Raw genomic sequence first — 14,290 nt, 5'->3', positions numbered from 1 at the left:
CAGGCCGCCCGCGCGCTCATTCCGCCGTCTCCCGCGTCTGCCCCACCTCGCGGCGCAGACGCCGGATCAGCTCCAGCTCGGCCTGGAAGTCGACGTAATGGGGCAGCTTGATATGCTCCAGGAAGCCCGTCGCCTGCACGTTGTCGGCATGGGCCAATACGAATTCCTCATCCTGCGCGGGCGCGCCGACGCAATCCTCGCCCAACTCCCGCCATTGAAGCGCCCGGTCGACCAGCGACATGGAGATCGCCTTGCGCTCGCACGCGCCCAGCGTCAGGCCATAACCGCGCGTGAACTGGGGCGGCTCGGACTTGGAGCCGGTGAACTGGTTGACCGTCTCGCATTCGGTCACGGTGATCTCGGCGAAGGCCACGGCGAAACCCAGCTCCGGCAGGTCGATCTCCACCTCGACCGTGCCGATCCGCAGCTCGCCCACGAAGGCATGGGTGCGCCCGTAGCCGCGCTGCGTCGAATAGGCGAGCGCCAGCAGGAAGCCCTCATCCGCACGGGCCAGGGCCTGGAGGCGCAGCGCGCGATCGGCGGGCAGCTCCAGTGGCGTGCGGGTCAGGTCGGGCGGGGTCGTGTCGTCGCGCGGCTCGTCCCGCAGCAGTCCTTCGCGGCCCAGATGGTCCGACACGCGCGGCCGCCGGCCGGGCGCGGCGGCGGCCAGGGCGGCGGGGTCGGCCCCTGCGGCCTCGGCGAAGTCGATCAGCCGGTGGGTATAGTCGAAGGTCGGGCCCAGCACCTGCCCGCCCGGCACGTCCTTGAACGTGGCCGAGACGCGCCGGTCGCAGGCCATGGCCCCGGTATCGATGGGGCGCGAGGCCCCCAGGCGCGGCAGCGTCGTGCGATAGGCGCGGATCAGAAAGACCGCTTCGATCAGATCGCCCCGCGCCTGCCGCACCGCCAGCGCCGCCAGTTCCGGGTCGTAGAGCGAGCCCTCGGACATCACCCGCGCCACAGTCAGCGCAAGTTGGCTTGCGATCTGCTCCACGTCGATCAGCGCGCCCTGCCCCCGCCGTTCCTCGGCGAGCCAGCGATGGGCCGCGGCGATGGCCTCCTCGCCGCCCTTGGCCGCGACATACATCAGAGCGTCTCCAAGTCGATACGGGTGGAGCGGGGCAGCGCCGCCAGCCGCTCCCCGCAGGTCAGGATCAGGTCCACGCCGAGCGGATAACGCGCCGCGTTGGCGGCCAGCGCCTGCGGGTCGGGCAGGGGCAGGGACGCCTCGGTCTCGATGCCGGGTCCGGTCAGGCGGTGGCCCGGGCCGTCCAGCGCCGGAACCTCGACGATCAGCGTGGCGCTGCGGTCGGGATAGTCGGGCGTGCCGGCGTCCCAGTCCGTCAGGGGCGCGAGATCGTCCCAGCGGCCCACGGCAAAGGTCGCCTCGGCCCGCGTCGCGGCAATCGGCGCGCCGGTGTGGAAGATCAGCCAGTCGCGGCCCGCCCGCGTCCAGACCGGCGTGGTCTGGTCCGCCAGGACCAGCAGCACGGCGGCGGCGGCGGGCGACAAGCCCTCGGGCGCGGGGGAGGCGACCGACCGGAGCGTGCCGGGCCGTGCCATGGCCTCCATGACCGCGCGGAAGGCACGGGCCGCGTCGGCGGGCGGGTCGGCGAAAGCGGGCTGCATCAGTCTTCTCCCCGGACCATGGTCTCGAAATCGACGCGCGTGGCCTCGGCCTTGCGGGCGCGGGTCTCGCGCCGGGCGCGCTCCGCCTCGGCCAGCGGCGCCAGCACGTCGCGGGCGAGCGCCTCGGCCCGGTCGGTCTGCATCAGCGCGTCGATCCAGGCGGCGCGGGTGGCGTGGGCGGCGTCGCGGCCCTGCACGAAGGCGTGGCCCTCGACGCCCTCATGCCGCAGCGCGCAGCGCGTCACCGTGACTTCGCCCAGGTTGAAGGCCGCGCCGGTCCCGCCCGTCCGGCCGCGGACCATGACGCTGCCGGTCTCGGGGCGGCGCAGCCAGTCGGGCGCGGGCAGGTCCCCCACGGCGGGCCAGAGCGCCGTCAGCGCGTCCGGTGCGCTGCGGGAAAGAAGGCCGATCCAATCGGGGCGGGTCATGGGCGATCTCGACAACTCGACAAATCTTACCTCCTTCCTTAAACCGATCCGCATGAGCGATGCCAGTGACGTTTCGATAAAGGGCAGCCCGGTCTGGGCCACGATCGCCGATCTCCTCCGCCGGGAGATCGCGGAGGGCGCGCGGCGGCCCGGTGACCGGCTGCCGACCGAGGCGCGGCTGGCGGCACGGTTTGGGGTCAACCGGCACACGGTGCGCCGGGCCTTGGCCGCGCTGGTGGAGGAGGGTCTGGTGCGGACGCGCCGCGGCTCCGGCGCCTTCGTGGCCGAGGCTCCGACCGAATACCCGATCGGCGCGCGCACCCGCTTCCGCCGCTCGATGGAGGCGGCGGGGCGGGTGCCGGGCAAGCGCCTCCTGTCCCTGGAGACGCGGCCCGCGACGGCGGAGGAGGCGGCGCCGCTGTGCCTCACCCCAGGCGATGCGATCCACGTGGCCGAGGGGATCGCCTTGGCCGACGGGGCGCCGGTCGCCTTGTTCCGCTCGACCTTCCCGGCCGCGCGCCTGCCCGGCCTGCCCGGGGCGCTGGCCCGCGACGGCTCGGTCACCGACGCGCTGCGCGCCTGCGGCGTGGCCGATTACGTCCGCGTCTCGACCCGGATCACGGCGGCGGCGGCCGATCCGGTCGAGGCGGGGCACCTGCATCTGGAGCCGGGCGCGCCGCTGCTGGTGTCGGAGGCTATCAACGCGGATCTGGACGGCACGCCGGTGGAGGCGGGCACCACGCGCTTTGCCGGTACGCGCATCGCACTGACGCTGCATCACCCGTAGCGGTCGAGGAACGCCTCCGCCGAGAGGGTCCGGAAGTCGTCCAGCGCCGCCCGCAGCCGGTCATGCGGCCAGTCCCACCAGGCTAGCGCGATCAGGCGCTCGGCGATGTCCTCCGGCAGGCGCGGCCGGAGCGGCGTCGCGGGCACGCCCGCGACAATCCAATAGGGCGGCACGTCTTTCGTCACGACCGCCCCGGCCGCGACCACCGCGCCATGGCCCACCGTGACCTCGGGCTTCACCATCGCCTGCGCGCCGATCCAGGTGTCATGGCCCAGCACGACCACGCGGCTACGGCGATGGGCGAACCAGTCGGCGTCGTCCTCCGCGTCGTCCCAGTAGTCGGCGGAGCGGTAGAGGAAATGGTGCAGCGACGCCTTCTCCATCGGGTGGTCCGTCGCGCCGATCCGGGCATGGGCCGCAATGTTGGAGAACTTGCCGATCCGCGTATTGGCGATGTCGGCATAGCGGTCGCAATAGGAATAGTCGTCGAGGCTGGAATGCGCCACGCGCGACCCCCGCCCGATCTCGACATAAGCGCCGAAGCGGCAATCCTCGGTGATCTCGACATCGGGGTGGAGGAAGGGCGCATCCGGAGAGAGGAGGGGCATGGCAACTCGACTGTTCTGGCGCCTGGAGGTCCCGCGTCCGGTTGGCCGTTCGCAACGAAACCGGCCGGCAGACCGCATCGCGCAGTCAGACGGCCTTACGCCGCGTGACGACGAACCCTGCCAGCCCCAAGCTCAGGAGGGCGAGCGTCCCGGGCAGAGACACCGGCGCGAAAGCGGCGACATTGTCCGATCCCCAGGCACCCCGGCTGACGGAATTCATGGAGAACGTGATCGATGTGAACGGTGTATCGAAAATGCTGCCGCGAAATTCGGTGATGTCGCTGCCCGGGAGGACGAAGGATCCGGCTCCGGACGTGCCGGTCACGAAATCGACGGTGTTGTTCACGTGGTCCGGATGAGGGTTCACGTCGAAACCGAACGCCGCGATCGGCCTGTCGAACAGATATGTCACGGAAGCGTCGAGCCCGGGAAAGCTGCCCATGCGATGGAGGACATTGCTGCTGCCGTTGACCGAGACGTTGCCGTCCACGTCTGTCACCAGAGACGTTCCGTCCGGAACGACGACCGTGGGTTTCCGTGTCGATTGCAGGGTCAATCCGCCAAGGACAAGCGGATCCAGAAGAGTTCCATTGGGGAGATGCCCGCAAAGTCCTCGACGTAATCGGGCAGTCCGCCTCCCGCCGCAGCCGTCCATGCGGCCCGGTCGTCCGTCGAAAACACCACCGCCGCATCAGCGCCGGCGGCCAACAGACCGAACCCACTGGCCAAGGTGATCGTGAGCGCCAATGGCCATAGATAATCCTGTGTCACGAAACGGTCCAACCGCCTCATACGGGCACATCTCATCATGCAGTTCCCCCCTTCCGTTGGCCTGCGGGCCGCTCACGGGCTGAGGAGGGACATCCGTGGCCGGACGTTCCCAAGTGAGTGCCTGTGCGGACCATGATGCCGCCCTGGGCGCCCTCTGACAACGGTTTTGGGCCCGATGACCCGGATGCGACATGCGCCCCGGTCCGAGGATGAACGGCTCCGGCTGCCCTTGGAAAGCCGCGTCGCGGACCACGCAGGTGGGAGAAAGCGCGGTCGATATGCCCTTTCCCGCCGGTGCGCTCCGTTCGCCGTGGATGGCACTGATTGGGATCTCCGTGGCGAGCGTCATGTCCTCTGTCCCATCCGCCCGAGGGCGCAGTGGCACCATTCTCCGCCCAGATCCGTGCGCGCTCCCTCGATGTTCTCCGGCGCCGGCCCCTCGGTCTCGGACCGGCTCATCGGGCAAGGACCGGCGGGGCGTCCAGACACAGCTTGTCGGAAAAGCCCCGCCATGCGGTGAACGCGGTTCGTGTCCGTTCGGGTGCCGGCCAGCCCCGCACGCGCCAGAACACACCGGTCGCGGATATCATCCAGGTGCCTCACAGGCGCAACTCAGCGCCCCGCGATCTGCCGTCGCCGACGCCACCGCCGGTGATGGCACCGATGACGGTGGCGCTGCGGCTGTTCGATTCGAGATCGTAGAGCACCTGCGCCACCAGCACCGGCAGAAGCTGCGGGATGACGCCGAAGCGCGCGCAGCACCGCCCCCCGCCCCGCTCGACCGGATGCCCTCGAGCTGGCGGCGGTCCACGTTTTCCAGCGCCTCCGAGACCATCTTGCCGAACGTGCCGACCTCGGCGATCAGGATCGCCAGCATGCCGGTCAGCGGCCCGGGGCCGAAGGCGCGGCTGAGTACGATGGTCCAGATCAGACCGTCCACCCCGCGCAGAAAGTCGAACGGGCGGCGGGACACGACCCTGACCGCCGCGAGCGGCGTGAACCCGCGGACGGCCAGAAACGACAGCGGCAGCGCGAGAATCGCCGCGCCCGTCGTGCCCAGGGACGCCATCGGGATCGTCTCGAACAGGCCCCGGGCGACCTCTCCGTGGCGCCACATGTCGTTGGTCCAGATCGCGCCCGCCTCGCCCGAGAGCGCCGCCGCCGTCAGCGCCCCCAGGCCCAGTCCGTGATAGGGGCTGTCGAGGATGAAGAAGAACAGCTCCCATCGGGCGAAATAGCGGAACACCTCGGTGCGGTCGCGGGTGGCGATGAAACGCCCGGCCTCGATGGCGACCTCGATACTGCCGTTGCGGTTGTCGCGGGTGATATGGACCTTGTGGCGCACCATGTCGGAGACAAGCACGCGGGCGTTGCCGCCATCGGCCTCACGGATCAGCGCCGGGCCCTCGAAGGCGAAGAAGATACGGACCAGATCGGCCAGCAGCAGCGCGGGCAGGCCGATCAGTACTAGGCGCGCGCGGGCGAAATGGCGGTCGGCCACGGCATAGAGCGCGGGGCGGTCGGCGGTCATGTCGGTCACAGGGTCACCCCCTTGGTCAGACGGCACCGGATGGCCGAGCCGATCTGGTCGACGATCACGATGGTTCCGAACGACAGCAGGAAGATCGCGGCGGCCTCGGCGAAGCGCCTCGGCCCTCAGGCCATCGCGTTGCGCAGGTCGTAGCCGATGCCGCCCGCGCCGACGAAGCCCAGGATGGCCGAGGCGCGGATATTGATCTCAAAGCGGAGCAGCGCATAGCTCAGCCAATTGGGCGCCACCTGCGGCAGCACGCCGAACAGCATCCGCTGGCCCCATGCCGCCCCGACCGAGCGCAGTCCCTCGACCCCGCCCAGGGGCGCGTTCTCGGCCACCTCGGAGAAGAGCTTGCCCAAGGCGCCCATCTTGTGCAGCGCGATCACGATCTCGGGGATGGCGCGCAGCGTGTTGAGCAGGCGCCGGATCGGCGCCACGACCCAGCCCCCGGGTTACCAGAAAGGCCAGCGCCGCACGCATCAGCAGGCTGGGCAACTCCGCGCTGCGCGCCACCGCCTCCTAGACCACGTCGGCGGGGAAGTCGAAAACGTTGGGCAGGCCCTGCCAGAACCCGCCCGCGTTACGGTCATTCGCGGTCAGGAAGCCCGCGACCATCAGCAGCACGAAGACCAGCAAGCCGATGCCGGTCCAGATCCGCTTGGTGCGCAGCTGCGCGGCATAGGCGGCGCGCAGGGTGTCGAGGCCGTTGGGCGTCGGATCGGCGGTGGCGGTCATGCGGGCTCCCTTTTCGGCGGGCAGAACGACGCGCGCGCCCCCGGGGGGGGGCCGCGCGCGGAAGGGGCGGAGGGGTCAGCCGCCCTCGATCACGCGGCAGCGGACCTCGATGATGGTCTCGTAAGCCTGGTGGGTGATCGTCTCGAACCCGGGGGTCTCGCCCGCAGCGACGCCATAGGGCAGTCCCGCTCGGTCTCGTGCAGGTTGGCGACGAGGTCGATCATCGTGGCCTTGACGTCCTCGTGCAGGCCGGTGCGCAGGATGACCGGACCTTCGGGGATCGGCTTGGAGCGCCAGATCTCCACCAGATCGGTCTTGTCGACGGTGCCCGCGTCCGAGGCGCGGCGCAGCGCGCCCGAATTGTAGCCGTCCTCCCAATCGCCCAGGCCGTCGGCCCAGGTCATACCCGCGTCGATATCGCCATTGGCGACCGCGACGATGGTCTGCTCGTGCCCGCCGGTGAAGGTGACCTCGCCGAAAGAGCCGCCCGACTCAATCGAAGCGCCGGTGGCTTGCGGGATCTCCACCGAAGGGATCAGAAAGCCAGAGGTGGAGTTCGGATCGCCGAAGCCGAACACCTTGCCCTGCACGTCCGACAGCGCGGCGATGCCGCTATCGGCGGGGGTGAAGATGTTGACGTCCGACGGGTCGAGGCCCAACGCCTCGGCCGTGTAGTCGGCCAGACACTGATTGACGGTCAGGCGGTCCTGGGCGTTCACGCCGCCCAGCACGCCGATATTGAACTGGGACACGGGGCCTCGGGCCAGGGCGGCGGACGTCATCACGGTGGTGGGGCAAGGGCCAGGAAAGTCTTGGTCATGGGTCTCTCCGGTTGGATTGTCGTCTGCCCGCCTCCGCGCAGGCGCACATGTCAGACGGCCGCTTCGGCGCGGTGCATCAGGGCCGCGGCCACCGTCTCGGTGTCGCTGATCTCGGTGGAGGTGGCGGCCTCGCTGAACGCCGCCCCCACGCCCTAGATGTCGCGCGCAACGCCGGTGGTCAGCTGCGCAGGCGATGGCGACGCGCTGCTGCTGGCCGCCGGAGAGGGCCTCGGCCCGCTTGGCGGCGTGATCCGCGATGCCCAGACGGGGCAGGTTGTCGAGGACGCAATGCACATCCGCCTGGAGCCAGAGCGCGAACAGCGCCCGCCGCGTCGACCAACGGTTGAGCCTGCCATGCAGCAGGTTCGACATCACATCCGTCCGGGGCACGAGGTTGAACGGCTGGAAGATCATAGCGCACTCGGCCAGCCAGGACCGGGCCGCCGTGCCCCTCGAAGCGGATCGTGCCGCTCGAAGGCCGCTCCAACAGGTTGAGCATCCGCAAGAGCGTCGACTTGCCCGCGCGGGAGCGCCCGATGACACCGATCCTCATCGGCCGGTCGACGGTCAGCGACACGGCGTCCACGGCCGTTGCCGGGCCGAACCGCGTGGTGAGGCGATCCAAGATGAGCAGGCTGCGGGCCCCGGTCTCGAATTGCGGCGGCAACTGAAGGGTCGAGGCAACGGCGACCTAACGGGTTCTTGAAAACTGAGTGACGGTCGGGCGCGCGCCGCACCGCACGCGGATGAGCACCGCTTTGCGCAGCGCCCCGCCTATGGCCGGACGCCGCGAGGGGCGGTCAGTCGGCCTCGCGCTCGATCAGAAGCTTGCGATGCGGGAACGGGATCTCCACGCCGCGCTCGTCGAAGACCGTCTTGACCAGTTCCGTATAGGCCCGGCCCACGCCCCATTGCTTGCCCGGCTGGGTGCGGATGCGGGCGCGCAGATCGACCGAGCTTTCGGAGAGGGCGATCACCCCCTGCATCTCCAGGTCGCCGACGATCACCTCGCCATGCTCCGGGATGGCGCGCAGACGCTCGAACGCTTCCTGCATGGCGGCCTTGGCGGTCTCGATATCGGCGGCATAGGCGATCCCCACGACCTCGACGTGATAGGCGAAGCCGCGCATGAAGTTGGAGACCGTGTCGACCGAAGAGAACGGCACGATGTGATAGATCCCGCCCATGTCGCGCAGGCCAACGGAGCGGATCGTCAACTTCTCCACGGCGCCGGTGATCCCGGCGACCGTCACCACGTCGCCCTCGTTGATCGCGTTCTCCAGCTGGATAAACACGCCGGTGATGATGTCCTGCACCAGCTTCTGCGCGCCGAAGCCGATGGCCAGGCCCAGAACGCCGGCGCCCGCCAGCAGCGGCGCGATGTCGATCCCGACCTGGGACAGCACGATCATCAGGCCGAAAATGAAGATCGCCACGGTGAAGGCGTTGCGGAACAGCGCGAGCAACGTCCGGGAACGGGCGCTGACCTGCGGCCCGTCGAGCTCCTGCGCCAGGCGCTGGTCGATCCAGGCCGCGACCACGGCCCAGGTCAACACGACCAGGGCGAGGATCAGCGCCGCGCTCGCCACGCGCCAGAGGATCTCGGCGCCGGTCGCGCTGGAAAGCCAAGCGCCCAGGTCCAGCGCCGTCCACGCATCGACCAGCAGCGCGACCGCCCCGACCGACAGCACCAGCGCGACTAGGCGGACGACGGCGGGCGCGAAGACGTCGAGCCGGCTCTGGAGCGCCGGCAGGCCGCGCGTCACCACGCCCGCCAGCGGCGCGCGCGCCCGCCGCGCATGCCGCAGCAGCCGGAAGGCGAGCACCAGCAGCGCGCAGGCGACCAGCGTGCGCAACGTCGCGCCCCAGACGAACTCCCCCATCAGGCGCGGCCGCGTCACCGCCACGCCCCAGACCGCCAGGACGTAGATCGAGGCAAGCCAGGGCCAGATCCGGTTCCAGGCCGAGGTCGCCGCCTGGACCGAGGCTTCGCCGATCGCGCCGACGACCTGCTCGGCCTCCGAGCCGTCGACCGGCGCCTGCGCGGCGGCCGCCTTGCCGTCAGCCTCGATCAGCCGCGCCACCTTGCGGATCGAGACCAGCGCCAGCATGGCGGCCAGGGTCACGGCCAGCACCCGCACCGACCGCCCCGCCCCCAACGACAGCCAGGCATTGGCCAGCGGAACACCCACGCTGATGCCGTAGACGAGCAGCCAGCTGAGCGCCTTCACCCTCCGGTAGATGACGCGTTGGATGGGTACCGAAAGATGCGAGATCGCCTCCTCCGGCCGGTCCGGGCGCACGAAGGCGCGCAGCACCAGACGCACCACCCCGGCCACCAGGAAGGCGTTGAGGTAGAGCGACTGCTCGACCAGGATGTCCCCGCTGCTGCCGAAGACGGAATAGGCCAGTACGTAGCCCGCCGCATAGGCCAGCCCCAGCACCACCGCGTCGAGCACCGCGTTGCGCGCCACGGCCAGCAAGGTCTCCCGCAGCGTGTCGCCGCCCGGGGTCGAATCCGCCCGCGCCAGCACGCCCGAAGCGAGCCGCGAGAGCAGCCAGAGCAGGCCGACCGTCGACAGGATGGTCGACAGCAGCGGCAGCCACGCTTCGGAGATCGCGTCGAGCTTCTCCGCCGACAGGGTTTCGCCAATCCGCCCGAAGCCGAGCAGATCGCGCCAGACCGTCCGCGCGGTCGACAGCGTCTCCTCGACGAGCAGGGCCGAGGCGTCCGCCAAGCGGCGCGCCAGCGTCTGCTCCACGTCCAGGACGGCGCTGTCCGGCGCCGCCTCAGGGGGTGTCAGTGCCTCCAGTTCGGCGATCAATGCCTCCCGCGCCGCTTCGTCGCGCAGCACCTCGATAAGATTGGTGAGCGCCGGCGAGGGGTCGGCGGAGGCCGCCGACCCGGCCTCGCCAGACACGCTCTGTGCCCCGGCCGGCGGGGCGGCGGTCAGCCCCGCAACGGCGATGATCAGAAAAAGCGGGGCAAGAAGGCGGCGGAGCGCGGCGCAGCTCGGCATGGGAAATCCTGGCGATAAGGTCGTCGGTCGCGGCGCGAGATAGATCAGCCGGGCCGAAAGGAAAACCGGCCCGCCCCCCGGCGCGCTGCAAAAGGGGCATGAGGGAATGGTGATCCCGGCAGGACTCGAACCTGCAACCTATCCCTTAGGAGGGGATTGCTCTATCCAGTTGAGCCACGGGACCTCCGGAGCCTGACTATCCGCCGGGCACGGGTCTTGTCCACCGGCAGGCGCATGCGGTCCGGGTTCCGGATGCCACGCCCCGGCCCGTCTTCGGCCCGCCGCAGCCGGCGCGACCGCCCCCGCAGCGACGGAAAGCCGGCCCACCGCAGCCAACGCTCGGGCAACGGCCAACGCTCTGGCAACGGATTGTGCATTCCCCTGTGGTTGCGCTACCAACGACCGAGCCCGTTCGGAGGCGCGTGTGACCAGACGCAACCAGCACCTCACCCTGCGCGACGTCTCGGAGGCGTCGGGGGTCAGCGAGATGACCGTCAGCCGGGTGCTGCGCAATCGCGGCGACGTGGCCGCCAAGACCCGCGAGAAGGTGTTGGAGGCCGCGCGGATGCTCGGCTACGTGCCCAACAAGATCGCCGGAGCCCTGGCGTCGAACCGGGTGAACCTGGTCGCGGTCGTCGTCCCCTCGCTGTCGAACCTGGTCTTCCCCGAAATGCTGGCCGGCGTGCAGGAAGTGCTGGAGGACACGGAGCTCCAGCCCGTGATCGGCGCCACCAATTACGACCCCGCCAAGGAAGAGAAGACCCTATTCGAGATGCTGTCCTGGCGGCCCTCGGGCGTCATCGTCGCGGGGTTGGAGCATACCGATGCCAGCCGCGCCATGCTGGCGAATTGCGGTGTGCCGGTGGTCGAGGTGATGGATGTCGACGGAGAACCCATCGATGCAGCCGTCGGCATCAGCCATTGGCGCGCGGGCTATCAGGTGGGCACCGAGATCGCCGCCCGCGGCTATGAACGGGTCGCGGTGCTCGGCACCAAGATGGATGGCGACCACCGCGCCCGCAAACGGATCGAGGGGCTGGAGCGCGCCCTGTCGGAGGCGGGCATCCCGGTGGTCGATCAGATGGCCTATTCCGGCTGGTCCGGCTTCGCCAAGGGCCGGGAGATGACGGCGGAGCTGCTCGCGCGCGCGCCGGACGTGGATTTTCTGTTCTACACCAACGACCTGACCGGAGCGGGCGGATTGCTCTACTGCCTGGAGAAGGGTCTGGACGTGGGTGGCGCGCTCGGGCTGGCGGGCTTCAATGCCTTCTCGCTGCTCGATGGGCTTCCGCGCAGGCTGGCCACCGTGGACAGCCGCCGGCGCGAGGCCGGGCAAGTCGCCGCCCGGATCATCACCGGGGACTACGTTTTCGACGGCGAGGACCGACGGGTCGAGCTGGTGCCGACCTTCCTGCCGGGGGACACGATGCGCCCCCCGCGCAACGCGTAACGGCGGCCCCGCCAACCCGCCCGGCCGGACCGGGCGGCGCGCCCGGGCCGTCGTCTTCCATCCCCTTTCTTCTGGCCCAAAATACTCACGACGCGACCCCTGCCACCGGCCCGACGCCGGCACCCCCTGGACGCGCGCGCGCAGCAGCACCGGCGCCTCGCGGGCAAGCTGGACGCGGCGCCCCGCCTGACGGCGATGTCGTGTGGGTAAGCGAGGGCGGAGCGGCAGACGCTCCGGGTTACGCTCTCGGACACGACGCGGGGGGCGGCGTCGAAGCGGGCCACCCCGGCGTCCATCCGCGCTATGCCGGCGCGGGTCGCGAGGGGGGAATGCAGACCCGAGCGCGGCGCCTCAGAGAACCCGCACCGCGAACTCCGCCAGGGAGCGCAGATGCGCGATCACGGCGGCGCGAACCGCTGCCCCGTCCCCCGATTCCAACGCGTCCAGGATCGCTTCGTGCTGGCTGCTGTCGGGCTCCAACCGCTCGGACAGCCGCTCGATCTCGAACAGCTTGGTCGTGACCCGGAGCGACTTGAGCAGGTCGCGGATGACGGCGTTGCCGCAGCTCTCGATATAGAGGTCGTGAACTTCGTCGTCGGAGGCCCAATGGGCCAGCATGTCATAGGGCTGCCGCCGCTGGACGGCATGGAGATGGGCGCGGGCGCTCTCCAGGGCCTCGGGCGCAATGCGGCCGATGGCCATCTCGGCGGCCTCGGCCTCTAGGATCTCGCGGGCCTTCAGGCTCTGGAGATATTCTCGTAGCTCGACTCGGCGCACCACATAGGAGCGGGTCTCCGATTTCCGCAGCTGCCCCTCCGCCTCCAGCCGTTGCAGCGCCTGGCGCAGGGGCGTGCGCGAGACGCCCAGCATCTCGGCCAGCTGCGTCTCCACCACCGGGCGGCCGACCGGTAGCTCCCGTTCCTGGATCATGCGCGAGAGCGTCAGATAGGCCGTCTCGGACAGGGTCGAGGGCGCGCCGCGGGCCGGCGACGAATCGATTCGGTTTCTTGCGACGCTCATAATCCAGGCACGTCCTGTGTCAGTTGCGCCGATTCCGGCGGTCTGGCGGCCCCAGCCGGCAAAGCCCGGCAGACCGCACGGCCCGCGCCGCGCGCTTACGAACAAAATCCTTGCAATGGAAGATAAAGCATCGGACGCTGTTTGTATACAGACGGTATACACAGCCGCGCCGGGGGAACGACTTGGACGAAGAAGACAAGGCCATCGCGCTGATGCGCGCGCTCGTCGCCGCCCAGGCCGAGGGGGAGGCCGCGGTTCAGGAGGTCATCTCGGACCGGCTGCGCGCCGCCGGCTGCGAGGTCGCCGCTCATGACTACGACCCGGCCGAGGTGCAGGTGGTGGGGGAGTTCGCGCTGGACAGCGCGCGCGCGACCGAGCGTCGCCGCGCCATCATCGGCACCCTGCCCGGCGATCCGGAGCTGCCCAGTCTTCTGGTCTTCGCCCATCCCGACGGAGAGCCGGTCGCGGGCACCGAGGCCTGGACTCACGATCCCTTTGCGGGGACCGTGTCCGACGGGCGCCTCTATGGCTGGGGCGTCGCCGACGATCTGGCGGGCTGCGCCGCCGCCGTCCTGGCCCTCGAACGGGCGGCGGAGGCGAATGTGCCGATGGGCCGCGCCGTCCTCGCCTCGACGCCCTCCAAGCGCTATGCCCGCGGCGTGGCCGCGCTGCTCCATGACGGGCTGCGCGCCGATGCCTCCCTTTATCTCCACCCCGCCGAATCCGGTGTCGGCATGCGCGAGATCAAGGCCGTCGCCTCGGGCCATATCGAGTTCCGCATCACCGTCGCAGGCCGCGCGCCCGAGACGACCGAACCCGGCCACACCGCCTTCGCCCATCTGGGCGTCAACCCGATCGACAAGGCGCTGGTGGTGCGCAACGCGCTGATGGCGCTGGCCGAGGCCCGCGCGGCCCGCATCCGCCATCCGCTGATCGAGGCCGAGGTCGGCCGCGCCACCAATATCAACGTCTCCCGCATCACGGCGGGCGAGATGCGACGCCTGTCGCGCATGGCCGAGACCTGCACGCTGGGCTGCGCCGTCTCCTTCCCGCCGGGCGAGACCATCGCGGAGGTCAAGGCGGAGATCGCCGAGGCCGTGGCCCGCGCCGCCGCCGCCGACCCCTTCCTGGCGGAGCACCCGCCCGAGATCACCTGGGTCACCGGCGTCACCGGCGGCGAGGTCGCCGCGGATCATCCGCTCTACCGCACCGCCGCCGCCGCCGTCTCACGCGTGACGGGGGCCGCCCCGCACGTCAACCCGATGCACACCTCCTCGGACATCCGGAACCCCATCGTCGAGGCGGGCATCCCCTGTGTGGGCCTTGGCTGCCTGGGCGGGGATCTGTCGCAGAACGACCGCCACGACGAGTGGATCGACGTCGCCGATTTCCGCCGGATGGTCGAGGTCACCACCGCCATCGTCACCGACTGGTGCAGCGGCAGCACGCCGCCCTCCTGACACACGAAGAGGCCGGGAACGGCCCGC

General features: G+C 70.3%; 11 protein-coding genes, 1 tRNA gene and 4 pseudogenes. 3 read left to right on the top strand and 13 right to left on the bottom strand.

Annotation, left to right across the window (positions count from 1 at the left end):
- Positions 1-16: 16 nt before the first annotated feature.
- Genes DTQ71_RS01415 through phnG form a run of 3 tightly spaced genes read right to left on the bottom strand, consistent with a single transcriptional unit; the run spans position 17 to position 2,057 of the window.
- A complete protein-coding gene (locus DTQ71_RS01415) occupies positions 17-1,087 on the bottom strand; it encodes a carbon-phosphorus lyase complex subunit (RefSeq protein ID WP_109562494.1) in 1,071 nt (356 codons plus the stop codon).
- The gene (gene phnH, locus DTQ71_RS01410; protein WP_109562493.1) at positions 1,087-1,629 is read right to left on the bottom strand and encodes a phosphonate C-P lyase system protein PhnH; all 543 of its coding nucleotides are present in this window, start codon (positions 1,627-1,629) and stop codon (positions 1,087-1,089) included. The genes DTQ71_RS01415 and phnH overlap by 1 nt, the downstream gene beginning before the upstream one ends.
- Positions 1,629-2,057, bottom strand: a complete 429-nt coding sequence (gene phnG, locus DTQ71_RS01405) for a phosphonate C-P lyase system protein PhnG (RefSeq protein WP_109562492.1) — start codon at positions 2,055-2,057, stop codon at positions 1,629-1,631. Before phnG ends, phnH begins: the two co-directional genes overlap by 1 nt.
- A 52-nt stretch (positions 2,058-2,109) precedes the next feature.
- Here phnG and phnF point away from each other — a divergent pair, with 52 nt between their 5' ends.
- On the top strand, positions 2,110-2,844 hold the full coding sequence (gene phnF, locus DTQ71_RS01400; RefSeq protein WP_109563105.1) for a phosphonate metabolism transcriptional regulator PhnF: 735 nt from the start codon (positions 2,110-2,112) through the stop codon (positions 2,842-2,844).
- On the opposite strand, the gene DTQ71_RS01395 is transcribed toward phnF, so the two are convergent.
- From DTQ71_RS01395 to DTQ71_RS01360, 9 genes and pseudogenes are all read right to left on the bottom strand, one after another.
- Complete coding sequence (locus DTQ71_RS01395; RefSeq protein WP_109562491.1) at positions 2,835-3,452, bottom strand: DapH/DapD/GlmU-related protein; 618 nt, start codon at positions 3,450-3,452, stop codon at positions 2,835-2,837. The two genes, phnF and DTQ71_RS01395, sit on opposite strands and share 10 nt — an antisense overlap.
- Positions 3,453-3,537: 85 nt before the next feature.
- Positions 3,538-3,951 (bottom strand): PEP-CTERM sorting domain-containing protein, encoded by a 414-nt coding sequence (locus DTQ71_RS01390; RefSeq protein ID WP_170125259.1) that lies wholly within the window; start codon positions 3,949-3,951, stop codon positions 3,538-3,540.
- Positions 3,952-4,004: 53 nt separating this feature from the next.
- Complete coding sequence (locus DTQ71_RS23310; RefSeq protein WP_170125258.1) at positions 4,005-4,235, bottom strand: hypothetical protein; 231 nt, start codon at positions 4,233-4,235, stop codon at positions 4,005-4,007.
- Positions 4,236-4,858: 623 nt separating this feature from the next.
- Positions 4,859-5,754 (bottom strand): annotated as a pseudogene (locus DTQ71_RS01385) (PhnE/PtxC family ABC transporter permease); the annotation flags it as partial.
- A gap of 5 nt (positions 5,755-5,759) precedes the next feature.
- Positions 5,760-6,492: pseudogene (locus tag DTQ71_RS01380) on the bottom strand (PhnE/PtxC family ABC transporter permease).
- Between the two features lie 75 nt (positions 6,493-6,567).
- A pseudogene (phnD, locus tag DTQ71_RS01375) lies at positions 6,568-7,274 on the bottom strand (phosphate/phosphite/phosphonate ABC transporter substrate-binding protein).
- Between the two features lie 222 nt (positions 7,275-7,496).
- A pseudogene (locus tag DTQ71_RS01370) lies at positions 7,497-7,947 on the bottom strand (ATP-binding cassette domain-containing protein); the annotation flags it as partial.
- Positions 7,948-8,113: 166 nt separating this feature from the next.
- Positions 8,114-10,333 (bottom strand): mechanosensitive ion channel domain-containing protein, encoded by a 2,220-nt coding sequence (locus DTQ71_RS01365; protein WP_109562488.1) that lies wholly within the window; start codon positions 10,331-10,333, stop codon positions 8,114-8,116.
- 107 nt (positions 10,334-10,440) lie between these two features.
- Positions 10,441-10,517, bottom strand: a tRNA-Arg gene (locus tag DTQ71_RS01360).
- A gap of 240 nt (positions 10,518-10,757) precedes the next feature.
- Between DTQ71_RS01360 and DTQ71_RS01355 the strand changes: the two genes are divergently transcribed.
- A complete protein-coding gene (locus tag DTQ71_RS01355; protein WP_109562487.1) occupies positions 10,758-11,783 on the top strand; it encodes a LacI family DNA-binding transcriptional regulator in 1,026 nt (341 codons plus the stop codon).
- 351 nt (positions 11,784-12,134) lie between these two features.
- Here the strand turns inward: DTQ71_RS01355 and DTQ71_RS01350 are convergent, their stop codons facing one another.
- Positions 12,135-12,803 (bottom strand): GntR family transcriptional regulator, encoded by a 669-nt coding sequence (locus tag DTQ71_RS01350; protein WP_109562486.1) that lies wholly within the window; start codon positions 12,801-12,803, stop codon positions 12,135-12,137.
- A gap of 182 nt (positions 12,804-12,985) precedes the next feature.
- On the opposite strand from DTQ71_RS01350, the gene DTQ71_RS01345 reads away from it, so the two are divergent.
- Entirely contained in the window at positions 12,986-14,263 is a 1,278-nt protein-coding gene (locus DTQ71_RS01345) for a M20 family metallopeptidase (protein ID WP_109562485.1), read from the top strand.
- The last annotated feature ends 27 nt before the right edge of the window (positions 14,264-14,290 follow it).

The sequence above is a fragment of the Jannaschia seohaensis genome, from assembly GCF_900116765.1.
Taxonomy (GTDB): Bacteria; Pseudomonadota; Alphaproteobacteria; order Rhodobacterales; family Rhodobacteraceae; genus Jannaschia; species Jannaschia seohaensis.
Note: the sequence above shows the minus strand (reverse complement) of the source record. Positions and strands in the feature narration are given on the sequence as shown.

What these genes read in the sequence shown, in the direction of transcription:
- DTQ71_RS01365 (WP_109562488.1), bottom strand. Translation starts at nt 10,333, where the DNA reads ATGCCGAGCTGCGCCGCGCTCCGCCGCCTTCTTGCCCCGCTTTTTCTG.
- DTQ71_RS01395 (WP_109562491.1), bottom strand. Translation starts at nt 3,452, where the DNA reads ATGCCCCTCCTCTCTCCGGATGCGCCCTTCCTCCACCCCGATGTCGAG.
- DTQ71_RS01350 (WP_109562486.1), bottom strand. Translation starts at nt 12,803, where the DNA reads ATGAGCGTCGCAAGAAACCGAATCGATTCGTCGCCGGCCCGCGGCGCG.
- phnH (WP_109562493.1), bottom strand. Translation starts at nt 1,629, where the DNA reads ATGCAGCCCGCTTTCGCCGACCCGCCCGCCGACGCGGCCCGTGCCTTC.
- DTQ71_RS01415 (WP_109562494.1), bottom strand. Translation starts at nt 1,087, where the DNA reads ATGTATGTCGCGGCCAAGGGCGGCGAGGAGGCCATCGCCGCGGCCCAT.
- phnG (WP_109562492.1), bottom strand. Translation starts at nt 2,057, where the DNA reads ATGACCCGCCCCGATTGGATCGGCCTTCTTTCCCGCAGCGCACCGGAC.
- phnF (WP_109563105.1), top strand. Translation starts at nt 2,110, where the DNA reads ATGAGCGATGCCAGTGACGTTTCGATAAAGGGCAGCCCGGTCTGGGCC.